Genomic DNA, 16952 nt, shown 5'->3' with positions numbered 1-16952 from the left:
CGGCGCGGTGGAACCACACTGATCCCTTCCCGAACTCAGAGGTGAAACGCTGCTGCGGCGACGATAGTTTGGGGGTAGCCCCACGTCAAAATAGCTCGATGCCAGGTTTATTTTTTACAACCACATCACCCCCTCTATTTACTTAGAGGCGGTTTTTGTTTTGGTTATTAAGTACCTGATCATTGGTCACAAGTTAAGATAGAAGCAATTATGTAAATAAGTATAAATACTGAAAAATATCAGAGTGAAAAATAAAAATGTGACTCGATATTTTCAAGGAGTTTGGAAGAAAAATTGTTCAGGGCTTCTTCTTAACTTGTGACAAATGCTCTACGGACAACTATGAATTTATGGCATGGAATTATGGGCTGATTTAGCTCTAAACTTAATCAAGCTCAAGCCTCATAAGCACCTCTTGTTTCAACGTGGCTTTCAGGCTCTATCCCTTATGAAACAAATATAGACATCCGGTTTGATGATTAAAAAGATCCGTAGGGTGTGTTAGCGACAGCGCAATATACCAAATTCCTGATGAGGGAAAGATGATCAAAAATCTCTAACCGGTGAATAAATAACAAACAGCAACAAGAGAAAAAATGCACGAAACATACTCGATTAATCTTTAAGGAATCCTGATGATGACACTTGCACAAATTCAAAATCAAATCAAAAACCAAACCGCTAAAATCGCCGAACAGCAACAAGAATTATTAGATGCTCAAAAAGAATTATCTTTACTTTTAGAGAAGAAAAAAATTATGGAAGAACTAGCAAATGAAAAGCTGAAAGAAGCAGCACAACTATTAAGAGCAGCCCAAACTGATTTAGAATGTACAACTGAAGAGATTTTAGAAATTACTAAATCAAAAATGATTAACCCTGAATTAGAAGATCAACTTGATTTAGAACAAAATGGCAAAAATAGTTTAATTTTAGGAACTTTAGGATCTTTAGAATCCATAGAAATTGATCTAGGCAAATCCGAACTTAGCCTACAAGAAGGTAAACAAGAATTGGTCAATGCCTTAACTGAAAAGATAGATGAGTTTGAATTTGCTTTATCCTGTTTACCTCTAGAAGAAAGAGATTGTGCCAGAGTCAAGCTACAAACTGTACTTGGTAATTTTGTAAATCAGTAATAAAGAAGAATTCATTCTGTTCTAACTCCTGACTCCTTCTTTCTCCTAACTCCTGACTCCTCCTTCTGTGACTCCTGACTGCTGTTAATTTATGAATATTATTGAAACCATCAAAGCCGATTATGCTAGATTTCCTGAAAATCAAACTTACAGCATTTATGCCGACGATGTTTATTTTCAAGATGCTGTTTTCAAGTTTCGGGGACTTGAACTTTATAAATGGATGATTAAATTCATTCAAACTTTTTTCTTCAATCTCAAACTAGATTTACATCACATCCAATCTCAGGAAGAAATTATTAAAACTGAATGGACAATGAGTTGGAACTCACCATTACCCTGGAAACCCTATATTTCGGTTTCTGGTTGGAGTGAATTACGTCTGAATGCCCAGGGTTTAATTGTTTCCCATATTGATTATTGGCACTGTTCTCGCTTGGATGTAATTAAGCAGCATTTCATTTCTGGGAAAAAACCATCATAATGTAAATAAATGTAAATAAAATCCAGGCATAAGGAATAATTGATGCGAGTAATTTTAATGACAGGGAAAGGTGGCGTGGGTAAAACCTCCGTTGCCGCAGCCACTGGACTCCGTTGTGCGGAACTCGGCTATAGGACATTAGTTTTAAGTACAGACCCTGCCCATTCCCTTGCAGACAGCTTTGACGTAGAATTAGGCCATGATGCCCGTCTCGTTCGTCCTAATTTGTGGGGGGCAGAATTAGATGCCCTGCAAGAATTAGAAGGTAATTGGGGGGCTGTGAAACGCTACATTACCCAAGTTTTACAAGCCAGGGGTTTGGACGGCATACAAGCGGAAGAATTAGCAATCTTACCGGGTATGGATGAAATTTTCGGACTGGTGAGAATGAAACGTCATTATGATGACGGAGAATATGATGTTTTAATTATTGACTCTGCCCCTACTGGTACTGCATTACGGCTGTTAAGTTTGCCTGAAGTTGGCGGTTGGTATATGCGTCGTTTCTACAAACCGTTTCAAAATATTTCCGTTGCCCTTAGACCACTGGTAGAACCTCTTTTTAAACCTATTGCTGGTTTTTCTTTACCGGATAAGGAAGTAATGGACGCACCCTATGAATTTTATGAGCAAATCGAAGCTTTGGAAAAGGTTTTAACTGACAATACTCAAACTTCTGTGCGTCTAGTAACCAATCCTGAAAAAATGGTAATTAAAGAATCTCTTCGCGCTCATGCCTATTTGAGTTTGTATAATGTAGCAACAGATTTAGTGATTGCTAACCGGATTATTCCTCAAGAGGTGACAGATCCATTTTTCCAAAGGTGGAAGGAAAATCAAGAACAATATCGTCAAGAAATTCATGATAATTTCTTACCTTTGCCAGTGAAAGAAGTACCTCTATACTCTGAAGAATTGTGTGGTTTGGCAGCTTTGGAAAGATTGAAAGAAACTCTTTACAAAGATGAAGATCCAACTCAGGTTTATTATAAAGAAACTACTCTCAGAGTTGTCCAAGAGAATAACCAATACAGTTTAGAACTCTATTTACCGAATATTCCCAAAAGCCAAGTGCAATTAAGTAAAACCGGAGATGAGTTAAATATTACTATTGGCAATCATCGCCGTAATTTAGTATTACCTCAAGCTTTAGCTGCGCTGCAACCAGCGGGAGCGAAAATGGAAGATGATTATCTGAAAATTCGTTTCGCTGAATAAATACAACTGAGGGCGGGGGAACCCCGCCCCTACAGGCGGTTGCGTGGTTAAGAGGTACAAAATCTCTGTTGAAACCTATACACAAAGACAGTTTTACTCCTGACTCCTGACTCCTGACTCCTGACTCCTGTTGTAAGCTGTTCCTATCTGTAAATTCTGCAATGTCCTTTGCAAAAATTTACCCCATTCTGCGGCTAGGGGAACTTCTGTAAACGGAACACGAATTGATTTAGGAGTAGTTAATAAAAAGTCTAATTCGATTTTGCGACCTTTTTGGGGAGGATTTTCTATATCTACTACATAATCATTGACTAAAAAGCGGATTTCTTGAACGTCCAATAAGGAAAAAGTTTCTAATTCAATGGGTCCTTTTGTGGTCGGTTTTCCCCAAGTGATATCATTGCCTTTTTGAGCTAATACTGCATAAATATCATATTTCGTCCGTTCAAATTGTTCTGCCCAAATTTGATAAGCTTGAAGTTTTTTAAATTCCTGTGAACCTTGCCAAGCTAACCAGAAAAATGCTACTAACAAAGGCAACCAGAAAAGACCACGTTCCATAATAATTCGTAATGCCTCTTTGAGAGGAGCGTCGTTAATTTCATGAAGGCGATCGCTATATTTTACAATAAAGCTGCATCATCTTGATACTTATTTTCTCTTCCCCATTCCCTGTTACCTACTATATGAGTTATGGTAGTGAGCAAACTGACAAGAAGCGGTGATGAAAAAACTTATATTATTGTGCTTGTTTGTGATTGGACTGACCACGGCTGTATTTGGGTTTCTGAATTTTCAGGGATTAGCAGCGAAAGGTGAGTTTGAGACGATTTTGCTCAATTTTCGGGAAGATATTGCAGAAAGTGTCATTCAAGAGAATTTACAAGCGATCGCTCTACAATATCATGTTACCCCCCAATTGGATAATAAATATTCAGAGGCGGATCATGTATATATTATCAAAGGCGGTGCCTCCGGCGTTCGCGGAGCGTCTCGAAGAGAGGGCAGCTATCGCCAACGACTCACAGATTTACGAAAATCTCCCTTTGCCAAAGTTACAGAATTTATTGAACCAAATTACATTTATAAAATCGTTCCCGAAGGAAAAGCCACTTGGTTAGGAGAACTGTTAGCACCTCAAAACGAAGAACCAAATTCTTCCCTAATTGGTCCTAATGATCAGTATTACAGCAAACAGTGGAACTTACGCAAAATTGGTATAGAAGCGGCTTGGACACGGAGTAAAGGTAGTGGTATCACCGTTGCCGTCATTGATACAGGCATTACCCAAGTCCGCGATTTATATGAAACTAAATTTGTCAAAGGCTACGATTTTGTTAACGATACAGAAGCAGCCAAAGACGATAACGGACACGGAACTCACGTCGCCGGCACAGTCGCCCAAGCCACCAATAACGCCTATGGTGTCGCTGGAGTGGCTTATGAAGCCAGTCTGATGCCCTTAAAAGTCTTAAATGCCGACGGTTCAGGAACAGTAGCCGACATTGCCGAAGCCATCAAATTTGCGGCTGATAACGGTGCAGACATCATTAACATGAGCTTAGGTGGTGGTGGTGCCAGCCAACTCATGGAAGATGCTATTAAATACGCCCACAACAAAGGTGTAACCATTATCGCCGCCGCCGGCAATGAAGACACCAACGGCGTGAGCTATCCCGCCCGTTATGATCATGTTATCGGTGTTTCCGCCTTTGGACCAGACGGTGAAAGGGCATCCTATTCTAACTATGGTGCAGGTGTAGATATTTCTGCCCCTGGAGGGAGTGAAACCGGGACAATTCTCCAAGAAACTATCAATGAACAAGGTGAAGGCGTATTTCTCGGACTCCAAGGCACAAGTATGGCTTCTCCCCACGTTGCGGGTGTAGCAGCATTAATCAAAGCCTTGGGAATCAAAGAACCCGACGAAATTTTGCAAGTTCTCCAACAGTCAGCTAGAGTCATTCAAGACGACGGTTTGAACTATTATGGGGCTGGACAACTCAACGCCGAAGCAGCAGTTAAACTAGCCAGCGACGGTATCATTAGTGTTCCCGACTTTTTCCGGTGGTTGCGAGAACAAGGCTATCTAAATCCTGGCTTTTGGATAGATGGCGGAGCGATCGCTTTAGTCCCTAAAATATTTATGGTAGTAGGTTCTTATCTCCTGGCTTGGTTTTTACGAACCTACTTCCCCTTCGCTTGGAGTTGGTCTCTATCTGGCGGTTTAATTTTCGGCAGTTCTGGTTTATTCTTCCTCAAAGGATTTTATATCTTTGATCTTCCCCAATGGCCTTTCCGAATTTTAGGTAGTTCCATTCCCGAATTAGGCAACACCTTACAGGGAACAGACGCACTAAATCCGCTTTTTGCCAGCGTCTTAATTCCCTTTGTGTTAATAGCCTTATTTTTAGGACATCCCACTGGGAAATGGTTTGCCATTGGTGTAACTTTAGGAATGACAGCTTTCCTCACAGTTAGCGCTGTTTATGATCCTGCCGTTTGGGGTTTAGGAAATAGCAACCTAGCCAGAATCTTCCTCCTCGTCAATGCTTTACTTTGCTACGGACTAACCCGGTTAGCATTAAAAAAAGACGGACAAATAGCTTACAGCAAATTGTCATCAAACCCGTAACAAAAACCCCACCCCCAACCCCTCCCCGCAAGCGATGAGGGGGCTAAGATGTACCTTATATGATTGGAAATCGCTGTAATTGGGTAATGGGTAATGGGTAATTGGTAATTGGTAATTGGGAAAAAAGTTTTATATATTCCCTCTTATCTCTTGCCTCTTACCTCTTACCTCTTGCCTCTTGCCTCTTGCCTCTTACCTCTTGCCTCTTACCTAACAACCGACAAATGACTATTACAACCACTGGTACTATCGAACGTCGAAATATTGGACTTGGTGCTTGGGCTTTCGTAACCGAAGATGGTGTTACCTACGAAATCCCTAAAAGTGCCGATAAAACCTTACTCAAAGCCGGACAAAAAGCCAAAATTACCGGAAAAATCCGAGAAGACTTAATGACAGCAGCAATGATTGGTTCTGTTTTAGAAATTCATTCCTTTGAAGTAATAACATAATTTAGTGTTGCTGATATCCTGCGTGGCGTAGCCATATTGAGGTATGAAATTCCCAAATTGAACCTTTAAAACTCAAACCTCAGTGCGCCTTTGCGCCTTTGCTCGAAACCCAAATCTAATTCTCCTATGCACACAAACCTCCCAGAAATTCTCCGTCACCGTCGCCAAAAACTCGCAGAAATCATAGACTTACCCGCCGTTCTCTGGTCAGGTAGTAGCAGTCCCCGCAACTTCCCCGCTAATACCTTCCCCCACCGCGCCAATAGCCATTTCCTTTACTTCGCCGGAATTTCTCTCGAAAACGCCGCCATTCGCCTAGAAAGTGGCAAGCTACAACTATTTATAGATGACCCCCACCCCAGTAGTGCCCTCTGGCATGGAGAAACCCCAAATCGTGAAGAAATCGCCGCCAAAATAGGCGCAGATGAAGCCAAAACAATGGCAGAATTAGCAAATTACTTAGAAAACGTGGCGACCTTGCCAGTACAAGATGCAACTACTTGGACACAGCAAACCCAACTTTTAGATAGATTCATTTTACCAAAAACTCAACTGGAAGGCATTGATTTAGAACTAGCGCAAGCCATTGTTTCTCTGCGGCTTACCCATGATGCGGCAGCATTGATAGAATTACGTAAAGCAGCGGTCGTGAGTGTCACAGCACACAAGGCAGGAATGGCAGCAACATCTTCAGCTAAACAAGAATCAGAAGTCCGTGCCGCAATGGAAGCAGTGATTATGGCTCAGAACATGACCACTGCTTACACCAGTATTGTTACAGTTCATGGTGAAGTTTTACACAATAATCATTATTACCACTCCTTGCAACCAGGAGATTTACTTTTAGCCGACGTGGGTGCGGAAACCCAGACAGGTTGGGCGGCTGATATTACCCGCACTTGGCCTGTTTCTGGTAAGTTTTCATCAACCCAAAAAGACATTTATGATATTGTTTTAGCTGCCCATGATGCTTGTATTCAAAACATCGCCCCTGGTGTAGAATATGCAGAAATTCATCTATTAGCAGCCACTATAATTGCTGAAGGTTTAGTAGATTTAGGAATTTTGCAAGGTAAACCAGAAGATTTAGTAAAAATGGATCTTCATGCTTTATTTTTTCCTCACGGAATTGGACATCTTTTAGGTTTAGATGTTCATGATATGGAAGATTTGGGAGACATCGCCGGTTATGATCAGGGCAGAAGCAGAAGTAGCCGTTTTGGTTTAAGTTATTTACGATTAAATCGTCCCTTACGTCCAGGGATGTTAGTCACAATTGAACCAGGATTTTATCAAGTTCCGGCAATTTTAAATGATCCAAAAACTCGGTCTCAATATCAATATTTAGTCAATTGGGAACGTTTAGAACAATTTGCAGATGTGCGAGGTATGCGCATAGAAGATGATGTCTTAGTTACAGAATCAGGGAGTGAAGTTTTAACCGCCGCATTACCAACTCAAGCCAGTGCGATCGAAGATTTATTAAATGCCAATTATTTGTACCTACATTGAGAGGATAATATAAGTTATTTGTATGGGATTTTGGCAAAAAAGATTTTTATCAATAAACAGGGGTCTATTCTCATGATTATTGGGAATATTGTCAATAATTCAACAATCCTTTAATCCGGGTGTTAAATGTCCACATATTGTCTGACTCAGGATATCCAGGATTGGGGCGAAGCGTGGCGTAGCCATATCAGGATAGTTTAGGTAATGATAATATCACAATCCTGTACATCCTAAAATCCTGTAAATCCTGATTCAGACAATCCAAAAGTTTACTATATATGCGCGAACAGATTCCTACTCGTAACATAAGCATAATCCAATTATCGCATCTTGTCAAGTCTTGACATGAAGAATCATGGAAAAAGTAAAAATCTCCACCGCAAACCAACATTCTGTAAATCCCAAAATCCTGTACATCCTGATTCTGACAATCCACAACCCTATATATATGCGCGAATAGATTTCTACTCTTAACATAAGTGTAAACCAAGATTTTCGCCTTGTCAAGTCTGGAAGAAAATTAAATTGTCCCCAGCTTGGTGAGAAAAGAATTTAGAAAGGGCAAATATCGGATATGATTCTGGGATATCCTTAGATAGAAAGGATATTGGCGAAATTAAAGTAGAATGAAGCTGGCAGCAAGAGTAAGTCAGGTAACACCCTCCATCACCTTAGCCATCGCAGCTAAAGCTAAGGCTATGAAAGCCGAGGGGATAGATGTTTGTAGTTTTAGCGCAGGTGAACCGGATTTTGACACCCCAGAGCATATCAAAGCCGCAGCCGCAAAGGCTTTAGATGAAGGTAAAACCAAGTATGGTCCGGCCGCTGGTGAACCAAAATTACGGGAAGCGATCGCACACAAGCTAAAACATGATAATGGTCTTAATTATAAGGCGGAGAACATCCTTGTCACCAATGGCGGTAAGCATTCTCTGTATAATTTGATTGTGGCATTAATTGACCCGGGTGATGAGGTGATTATTCCCTCACCCTACTGGTTAAGTTATCCCGAAATGGTGACATTAGTTGGTGGTAAGTCAGTGATTGTGGAAACAGATGCTTCCACTGGCTACAAAATCACCCCAGAACAGCTAAAAAAAGCTATTACCCCAAAAACAAAGTTATTTGTCCTTAACTCCCCTTCTAACCCCACAGGGATGGTATATACGCCAGAGGAAATCAAAGCTTTGGCTAAGGTAATAGTTGATGCGGATATTTATGTTGTCTCTGACGAGATTTATGAAAAGATTCTCTATGATGGTGCAGAACATATCAGCATAGGTTCTTTAGGTGAGGAAATCTTTTCTCGCACCTTAATCAGTAGCGGTTTCGCTAAGGGTTATTCTATGACTGGTTGGCGTTTGGGTTATTTAGCCGGACCTGTGGAAATTATCAAAGCCGCCAGCACCATCCAAGGACATAGTACATCAAATGTGTGTACTTTTGCTCAATATGGAGCGATCGCTGCTTTGGAAAGTTCCCAAGACTGTGTAGAGGAAATGCGTCAAGCTTTTGCTAAACGTCGTCAGGTGATGTTTGAAAGACTCAACGCCATTCCGGGTTTGAGTACAGCTAAACCAGACGGTGCTTTTTATCTCTTCCCAGATATCAGCAAAACCGGTTTGAAATCCCTGGAATTTTGCAACGCTATCCTAGAATCCCATCAAGTTGCACTGATTCCCGGTGTCGCTTTTGGTGCTGATAAAAATATTCGTCTTTCCTATGCTACGGATATGGAAACGATTGAAAAGGGAATGGATAGATTAGAGAAATTTGTCCGTTCTCAAATTTAATAGGTAATTGGTGATTGGTAATAGATAATTGGTAATTGGTAATATTATTTGCTTGTCTATTCCCTATTCAACAAACCCATCTCCTTTAAACCCTGATGAAGTCGTTGTGCTTCTTCAGGGTTATTTAGTTCATGCAGACAAATAGCATATTCAAAAGCCTCTAAACTATTTTCGACATCACCAATTTTCAACAGTACCACCCCTAAATTTTGATAAGCTTCTGCATAATCAGGATTCAAATTAATGGCATTATTATAGGCATCAATAGCTTCACTAAATAACCCCATAGCTTTACATACCATGCCTAAATTATAATAACCAATTACAAAATTAGGATCAATTTTTATGGCTGTTTCATAAGCAATTTTTGCCTCTGGTAAGTCGCCGATATTTTTCAATAAATTCCCTAAATTATTGTATCCTCCTAATTTCAAAAGGGGATAGATGGGCAATTTTACCGCAGCTTGATAATGAGAAATAGCTGAAGGTAAATCTTTTAAGTTTGTATAACCAATTCCTAAATGATAATGCAATTCATATAAAATATCATAATTTATATCTTCATCAAAATCAACTGTAACTTTCTGTGGTCGCAAAATTTTCAATTTATTTAATGGTTTTTCTTCTTGATTAACCTGATTACCAATTAATTGATTTAATCCTCGATTTAATAACTCCATACCCCCATTAATTTTCCCCATTTGCATATACAAAGCTCCCAATTTACTGCATACATAAGCATCATTGGGGTGACTGGAAAAAAACTCTTCCATTGAGGCTGCGGCTTTAGCATATTTATTCTGTTCATTAATTACAGCTTTTTGATAACCTGTATGGAGAATTGCTACTCCTGGTAAATAACCGATTTGCCAATGTGGTTCTTGAGTGAGAATTGCGGTGACACTATCATCAATTAAAGCATGATAAGGGCGATCAAAATATATATCTGGATGATTGCGAAATAGTCGAGAAACCAGAGAATAAGGTGATTGTGTTGAACCAACTTCTTGACGGACTAGATTAATTACTAGATATTCTTCTTTGCTAACAACTGATTTGAGTAAGGGGATAATTTCATATGTCAAAGTTTCATCAGCATCTAAAACTAAAATCCAATCACCCGTCACATATTTTAAAGCCTCATTTCGAGCCGAACTAAAGTTATTATTCCAGGGAAAATGATGTACTTTAGCTCCAAATTGTTGAGCGACTTGGGGTGTTTTGTCAGTTGAACCCGTATCGAGAACTACAATTTCATCAACAAAATTATTAACACTTCCCAAACATTTTGGCAAAGTAGTTTCCTCATTTTTTACAATCATGCAGAGACTGATTTTCATCTGGTAACACTATAGTATTTACAACTGTGGTCAATAATACAGCAGGAGTCAAGACTCAATACAATTCAGTTAAGAAACTTTTCTTCTCTCTGTGTCCTCTGTGCCTCTGTGGTTCGTATCTCTGAAAAAATATATTTAAACAGGATGGAAATAATCATAAATATCTTGCGCTAACCGTGAACCAATTCCGGGAACTTCAGCTAATTGTGTAGTTGTAGCTTCACGAATATAATCAAGAGAGCGAAAATGCGCTAATAGCAACTTTTGGCGATTTTGTCCTAAACCGGGAATTTCATCCAAATGAGATCGCTTTAGTTTATCACTTCTTTGTTGACGATGAAAACTGACAGCAAATCTATGAGCTTCATCTCGCAGTCTTCGTAATAACTGGACTCCTGGTTGTTCTGAGTCTGTTTCTAAAGGTTTTGATGAGTGGGGTAAAAAGATTTCTTCTCGTTTTTTGGCTAAACTGACAACCCGCAAATCTGCGAATAGATTCATTTCCGTTAAAATCCCCACAACGGCAGATAGTTGACCTTTACCACCATCAATCATAATTAAATCAGGCCAGTCAGTATTACCTAATCTTGCTAATTTCGGATCTTCAATATATTTACGAAATCTTCTCTTAATAACTTCTGCTAAACTGGCGAAATCATCGGAATGACCAATTGTGATATCAGGATTTTTAATTTTATAATGTCGGTAATATTGTTTGGCTGGTAAACCATCAATAAATACGACTTGAGAACCTACTGCATTAGTTCCTTGAATATGAGAGATATCATATCCTTCAATGCGTTTGGGTAAATCTGGTAAGTCGAGAATGGTGGCTATATCTTGGGTTGCTTGTAAATTACTATCACCCAATTTTTGCATTTTTTGTAATTCATATTGGGCATTTTTTTCGACCATTTCTATTAATTCTGCCTTACTTTGTCGCAAAGGATTGAAAATTGTCACTTTTCTGCCTTTGCGTTCTGTTAGAATAGCGGACAAAATTTCACTATCTGGTAAATCATGCTGTACTAAGACCTCGCTGGGAATTTCTACACTTTCTGCTGTTTGATAATGTTCCTCTAAAACTCGTCGTAAAATTGCTCCGGGTTCAGGGTGGGAGTCAGCAACAAAAGCCAAGCGTCCCACTAATTGACCGGCGCGAATTTGGAATAATTGAATGTAGGCGTGTTGATCATCGGCGGCTAAAGCGATCGCATCTCGTGATACTGTATCATCAGGTAAGGATACTTTTTGAGCCGCATGGAGGGATTTTAAAGCTGCAATTTGATCACGGATTTTTGCCGCAGTTTCAAAATTCAATTCTGCTGCTGCTGTTTCCATTTGTACTGTTAAAATATCAATTAGTTCCTGAGTTCTGCCTTGAAAAACCATCGCTACTTTTTGGACAATTTTTGCATATTCAACCGGGGAAACTAATTTTTGACAAACACCAGGACAACGACCAATATCATAATTTAAACAGGGACGATCTTTAAATAAAGGTTGTGGTCTTTGTCGTAAAGGAAAAATCTTTTTACACAAATGGACAATTTCTCGTAATAAACCGGAATCTGTATAAGGACCGTAATATTTATCTTTGGCTTTTCCTAATTGACGTTTGCGGGTAATGAAAATGCGCGGATATTCATCTGACCAAGTAATGCACAGATAAGGATATTTTTTATCATCTTTGAGTAAGACGTTAAAATATGGCTGATGCTGCTTAATTAAATTGGCTTCTAGGGCTAATGCTTCAGCTTCGGTATCAGTGACAATAAATTCAATTTCTGTCACCAACTTAACCATTGTGTTAATCCGTTCCGTCTTGTTGGTGGAGTCGCGGAAATAGGAACGGACACGAGAACGCAATTTACGAGATTTACCTATATATATTAGGCGATCGCTGCCATCCCGCAACAAATAAACCCCCGGTTCTGGGGGAATTTCTCCCAGCCGATTTTCTAACCGTTCTGGGTTCTTATACAGTGGTAAGATTTGCTCAGATGTAGTCACAAATGTATTTTATATAACTTCACTATTTACCTGTCTTGATTTTAAACCATAAATTAAAAATACTATAGCTGCTATATCATAACCTTAGATAAGTAAACACACTCCATAGGAAGATGCAGAGAAATAAAAGTAGATTTACATTAATCCTGGTGTGTCGAATAACTGCTTTTTATGAGGGTTTAGCATGAAGCTAAACCTTTTTTTATCAACCCACATTCCCCACTTCATTAGAAAAAATTAGGTATGGAGACTTATGCTAGACCTATTCAACAACATCAGGATAAGTACCCACGTCAGAGTAATTTTAGCTGACCCAAAGGCTACCTTGTTTACCTTTTGTCCGCCTTAGTTGCCTTCATTCAAGTGTGAAATACGACTGTCATGAGGGGGAGAAAGGCGAGGAGAAAAATCCGCCAGGATGGTAATTGTGCTGCTGATATTGGTTCAGGTGGTGTTAATAAGGCTTCAATTCTTTGTTCCAAGCGATCGCCTGTCCCCAACGCCGCACAACAAATATCTGAGATTGTGGAGTTTTTGCTAACGACCAATAGCAATGATTCTGCTAATATTAAAGGATCTACTTGGGATGCAGCATAACTATCGGCCCGTAATTCTCGCAAAACTAACAATTCTTGCCATAAAGGCTCGGTATTTGGCAACCAAGCGGTACAAGAACGCATCCAGCCCAGCCAAAAGAACCAAAACGTATCCCTATACTGATAATGCCCTTGTTCGTGGGCTAAAACACTTTCTAGATGGGCTGGAGAGAGAATTTGTAGTAGTCCGTGACTAACGACTAATTCAGGTTGCCAAAAACCCATTTGTCCCGCAAATAAAGCTTGAGTTTCTAGGAGTCGGGCAGATTTACCATCTAGGGTAATTTGGGGGCATTCACGGGCGGATTGAATGGATTTCCAGCCCCCAAATGCTAGTTTGATACCGAAGATATTAAAAAATCCCAGAAAAATTAAGGCCAGGAGATAGCTAAAAGAGTCGGTATACATTCCGCCCATTTTTCCCTGAGTCCCCATACAGACTACAGCGGTAACTGTCATGAAGATGAGTAAGGGGGGAAAAAGGAATAAAAATAGGGTTTTTTGCCAGCGTAAATACCAATTTCCCTGGGGAATTTTGCCAAAAAATCGCAACCACCAAGCAATGGTAACAGCGATGATCATCATCAGTAAGTGCATAATGTTACTTTTCTCCTCTAGCTTCCCGTGCAGCTTGGATGCGTTTAGCGATCGCTTCGATTTGGTCACTAGCAGCTTGATCTAAACTATCAGCAAATGCCGCAATCACATCAGGATTTCCCACCGCTAAAAATCGCTGTAATTGATCATGTGCCTTAATTACCTCTGCTTGTTGTTTAGTCAGTAAAGGCTGCCAATAAAAGGCCTTTCCTTGTTTATTGCAAGCTAACCAGCCTTTTTCCGTCAACCGACGGAGAACTGTAGTTACGGAGGTATAAGCCAATTCGCGGTTAGGATCAGCTAAAATGCGATCGTGTACATCTTTGACAGTAACAGAACTCAGTTCCCAGACGATATTGAGAATTTCTGCTTCCAATGGACCAAGGGACATTTGTTTGGGGCGGTAATCAGGTAAAGGAGCCATATTGATAATTGAAGATGTCATCTGGATTTTATCGCTTCCAGAATGGGTTAGACCCAATAATTTGCAAAAAACAAATTTTCTCTCATATTTCAATTATGTCTTATCCCCCTACGCTCTCCCCTGAGAGTTCTTATATTCGCCCTGCTCGACGCGGAAAGCATAAAATATTCATTGGTATGGCTCCGGGTGTGGGAAAAACTTACAGAATGCTAGAGGAAGCACATCAACTGCAACAAGAAGGTATTGATGTTGTTATTGGCATGATCGAAACTCATGGACGCAAAGATACTGCTGTCAAAGCTATAGGATTAGAAGTAGTTCCGAAAAAAGCCAATCTTCATAAAAATATCAACCTCCAAGAAATGGACACAGAGGCAATTTTAAAACGTTCTCCCCAATTGGTATTAGTTGATGAATTAGCACATACAAATATTCCTGGTTCACCTAGAGAAAAACGCTATCAAGATGTGGAATTGATTTTAGCAGCCGGCATAGATGTTTACTCTACTGTGAATATTCAACATTTAGAAAGTTTGAATGATTTAGTAGCCGGAATTACGGGTGTCGTCGTCCGAGAACGCATTCCAGATCGATTGCTGGATGAAGCTGATGCTGTGGTTGTCATTGATGTCACTCCAGAAACTTTAGAAGAACGGTTACGGGAGGGTAAAATTTATGCTGCTAATAAAATTGAGCAGTCTTTAGAAAACTTTTTTCAACGTCGTAACCTCATTGCTTTGCGAGAATTAGCATTAAGAGAAGTTGCAGATACAGTTGAGGAAGAGGCAAATACTTCCATCTCTCCTGGACAAATTCGCACTGTTCATGAACGAGTTTTGATATGTGTATCTACCTATCCAAATTCGATTCAATTATTACGGCGGGGGGCGCGAATTGCTAATTATATGAATGCCAAGTTATATACTGTATTCATTGCCGATCCTGAACGATTTTTGACTAAAGAAGAAAGTTTACATATTCATACTTGTGAGAAACTATGCCGAGAATTTGGTGGTGAATTTCTTCATGTTAAAAGTAACAATGTCGCTCAAGCGATCGCCAAAGTTGCCGCTACTAATCATATCACCCAAATAGTCATCGGCGAAAGTCAACAACCTCGATGGAAAAGATTTTTTAAACGCTCTTTCACACAACGTTTACTAGAGTTAATTAGAGATCAGCACATAGATTTACATATTATCGCCACAGAGAAATAAATTTTAATATTTCTTAATCTATCTTAGATAAGATGCAATTTTTTTCTTTTTTGGATAGTGTAAATGTTAAATCTTAATTGCCAAATTTTTGATCTATAAATCCAGGAATTGCAGTTAGACAAAGTGTAAAATTTAATTACGAAACTATGCCATAAAAGGCTTTTACTCCCGACTTCCGCTGTACAATTGTTGGTGGACATTAAAGATGATTTTACCCAACATTAACCTAAAAGCCGAATATACTCATTATCATTAGTTAGCAAGCTAACATCGAGGTGTATATGTTTAACAAAATTTTAGTCGCAGTGGATCGCTCAGAGATGAGTATAAAAGTTTTTGAGCAAGCCTTATCTTTAGCCAAGATCACATCTGCAAATTTAATGTTATTGCACGTTTTATCACAGGAAGAAGAAGGCAGTCCAGAGGCGCTGGTTTTCCCCAATATTGATTACTATCCTGGCTGGAACGAGCAAAGTTTTAAATTATACCAAGAGCATTGGGAAAAATTTAAAAACGAAGGCTTACAAATGTTACAGTCATGGAGTGCCCAAGCTAATACATCCGGTGTGAATACGGAATTCACACAAAATACTGGTAGTCCAGGACGAATGATTTGTGAATTAGCCACTGACTGGAATGCTGACTTAATTATTATGGGACGACGGGGACGTTCTGGACTAGCAGAATTTTTTCTCGGTAGTGTGAGTAATTATGTTTTACATCATGCACCTTGTTCTGTGCAGATTGTTCATGTTCCTATAAATTCCCCAGCGGTAAATGTTTCTTCAGCAGCTACTGCGGTTAGTAACTAAATAAAGCTGCATAGAATCCGATTTCCAGAATTATTAAACGCAGATGAACGCAGATAAAGAGGGATGAATTAATGGATTGGCGTTGGAGAATTGAGGTATGAAAGTCAAACATTCCATCTCTCAAACTCTTACTCTCTGCGCCTCTGCGCCTCTGCGTGAAAAAAATTATCATCGCCGATTTTATGATTCTGTGCAGCCTTAAATCAAGTTGGTCTGTGAAAAAATATGAAAAGATCAGTTCCACCTTCTTCAACTCATCCCAGTGGAGACAAGCGTTTAAAAATATTGGACGCAACTATTAAGCGTAATCAATATCAACAAGATGCACTTATTGAAATTCTACATCGGGCTTCTGAGCTATTTGGTTATTTAGAACTGGATTTATTGCTTTACATTTCCCATAGTCTGAAGTTACCACCTAGTCGGGTTTATGGGGTGGCTACTTTCTATCATTTGTTTTCCCTCGCACCGAAAGGGGTTCATAACTGTGTGGTTTGTACGGGTACAGCTTGTTATGTTAAAGGCTCAACGGCAATCTTAACAAATGTGGAACAGTTTACGCAAATTCACGCAGGAGAAACTACCGCCGATGGTCAAATTTCTTTGATGACAGCTAGATGTTTGGGGGCTTGTGGAATTGCCCCTGCGGTAGTGTTTGATGGCACTGTTTTAGGTAATCAAACCCCGGAATCGGTTTGCGAAAAAGTGGGAGAATGGTGA

15 protein-coding genes and 1 rRNA gene are annotated in these 16952 nt (G+C 39.6%); 11 read left to right on the top strand and 5 right to left on the bottom strand.

What is annotated here, in order from left to right; translation table 11 throughout:
* The 4 genes from rrf to PN471_RS03180 all read left to right on the top strand — a co-directional run.
* Positions 1 to 107 (top strand): 5S ribosomal RNA (gene rrf, locus PN471_RS03200); the annotation flags it as partial.
* A 528-nt stretch (positions 108 to 635) separates the two neighbouring features.
* Positions 636 to 1139, top strand: coding sequence for a hypothetical protein (locus PN471_RS03190; protein ID WP_271775635.1), 504 nt, complete (start codon positions 636 to 638; stop codon positions 1137 to 1139).
* A gap of 91 nt (positions 1140 to 1230) precedes the next feature.
* Complete coding sequence (locus tag PN471_RS03185; protein WP_271775634.1) at positions 1231 to 1623, top strand: DUF2358 domain-containing protein; 393 nt, start codon at positions 1231 to 1233, stop codon at positions 1621 to 1623.
* 42 nt (positions 1624 to 1665) lie between these two features.
* Positions 1666 to 2841, top strand: coding sequence for a TRC40/GET3/ArsA family transport-energizing ATPase (locus PN471_RS03180; protein ID WP_193899525.1), 1176 nt, complete (start codon positions 1666 to 1668; stop codon positions 2839 to 2841).
* Positions 2842 to 2934: 93 nt separating this feature from the next.
* On the opposite strand, the gene PN471_RS03175 is transcribed toward PN471_RS03180, so the two are convergent.
* Positions 2935 to 3402, bottom strand: coding sequence for a hypothetical protein (locus PN471_RS03175; RefSeq protein ID WP_271775633.1), 468 nt, complete (start codon positions 3400 to 3402; stop codon positions 2935 to 2937).
* Between the two features lie 163 nt (positions 3403 to 3565).
* Here PN471_RS03175 and PN471_RS03170 point away from each other — a divergent pair, with 163 nt between their 5' ends.
* The 4 genes from PN471_RS03170 (at position 3566) to PN471_RS03155 (ending at position 9233) form a co-directional block, all read left to right on the top strand.
* Complete coding sequence (locus PN471_RS03170; protein ID WP_271775632.1) at positions 3566 to 5476, top strand: S8 family peptidase; 1911 nt, start codon at positions 3566 to 3568, stop codon at positions 5474 to 5476.
* Between the two features lie 224 nt (positions 5477 to 5700).
* Positions 5701 to 5928: a hypothetical protein gene (locus PN471_RS03165; RefSeq protein WP_271775631.1), complete on the top strand. Its 228-nt coding sequence runs from the start codon at positions 5701 to 5703 to the stop codon at positions 5926 to 5928.
* A 126-nt stretch (positions 5929 to 6054) separates the two neighbouring features.
* Positions 6055 to 7440, top strand: coding sequence for an aminopeptidase P family protein (locus PN471_RS03160; protein ID WP_271775630.1), 1386 nt, complete (start codon positions 6055 to 6057; stop codon positions 7438 to 7440).
* A gap of 626 nt (positions 7441 to 8066) precedes the next feature.
* Positions 8067 to 9233, top strand: a complete 1167-nt coding sequence (locus PN471_RS03155) for a pyridoxal phosphate-dependent aminotransferase (protein ID WP_271775629.1) — start codon at positions 8067 to 8069, stop codon at positions 9231 to 9233.
* A 56-nt stretch (positions 9234 to 9289) separates the two neighbouring features.
* Here the strand turns inward: PN471_RS03155 and PN471_RS03150 are convergent, their stop codons facing one another.
* From PN471_RS03150 to PN471_RS03135, 4 genes are all read right to left on the bottom strand, one after another.
* Complete coding sequence (locus PN471_RS03150) at positions 9290 to 10573, bottom strand: tetratricopeptide repeat protein (protein ID WP_271775628.1); 1284 nt, start codon at positions 10571 to 10573, stop codon at positions 9290 to 9292.
* Positions 10574 to 10708: 135 nt separating this feature from the next.
* On the bottom strand, positions 10709 to 12586 hold the full coding sequence (uvrC, locus tag PN471_RS03145) for an excinuclease ABC subunit UvrC (protein ID WP_271775627.1): 1878 nt from the start codon (positions 12584 to 12586) through the stop codon (positions 10709 to 10711).
* 359 nt (positions 12587 to 12945) lie between these two features.
* A complete protein-coding gene (locus PN471_RS03140) occupies positions 12946 to 13779 on the bottom strand; it encodes a M56 family metallopeptidase (protein WP_271775626.1) in 834 nt (277 codons plus the stop codon).
* A gap of 4 nt (positions 13780 to 13783) precedes the next feature.
* Positions 13784 to 14203, bottom strand: a complete 420-nt coding sequence (locus PN471_RS03135; RefSeq protein WP_027404521.1) for a BlaI/MecI/CopY family transcriptional regulator — start codon at positions 14201 to 14203, stop codon at positions 13784 to 13786.
* 95 nt (positions 14204 to 14298) lie between these two features.
* Between PN471_RS03135 and PN471_RS03130 the strand changes: the two genes are divergently transcribed.
* From PN471_RS03130 to hoxE, 3 genes are all read left to right on the top strand, one after another.
* Positions 14299 to 15420, top strand: coding sequence for a sensor protein KdpD (locus PN471_RS03130; RefSeq protein ID WP_271775625.1), 1122 nt, complete (start codon positions 14299 to 14301; stop codon positions 15418 to 15420).
* A 281-nt stretch (positions 15421 to 15701) separates the two neighbouring features.
* A complete protein-coding gene (locus tag PN471_RS03125) occupies positions 15702 to 16232 on the top strand; it encodes a universal stress protein (RefSeq protein ID WP_271775624.1) in 531 nt (176 codons plus the stop codon).
* Between the two features lie 225 nt (positions 16233 to 16457).
* Positions 16458 to 16952 carry a bidirectional hydrogenase complex protein HoxE gene (gene hoxE / locus PN471_RS03120; RefSeq protein WP_271775623.1) on the top strand — a complete coding sequence of 165 codons (495 nt, stop codon included), beginning with the start codon at positions 16458 to 16460 and terminating at the stop codon, positions 16950 to 16952.

The organism is Aphanizomenon sp. CS-733/32 (genome assembly GCF_028330045.1).
Classification (GTDB): Bacteria; Cyanobacteriota; Cyanobacteriia; order Cyanobacteriales; family Nostocaceae; genus Dolichospermum; species Dolichospermum gracile.
The sequence above is the reverse complement of the archived record's forward strand: the minus strand, read 5'-3'. Positions and strand labels throughout refer to the sequence as shown.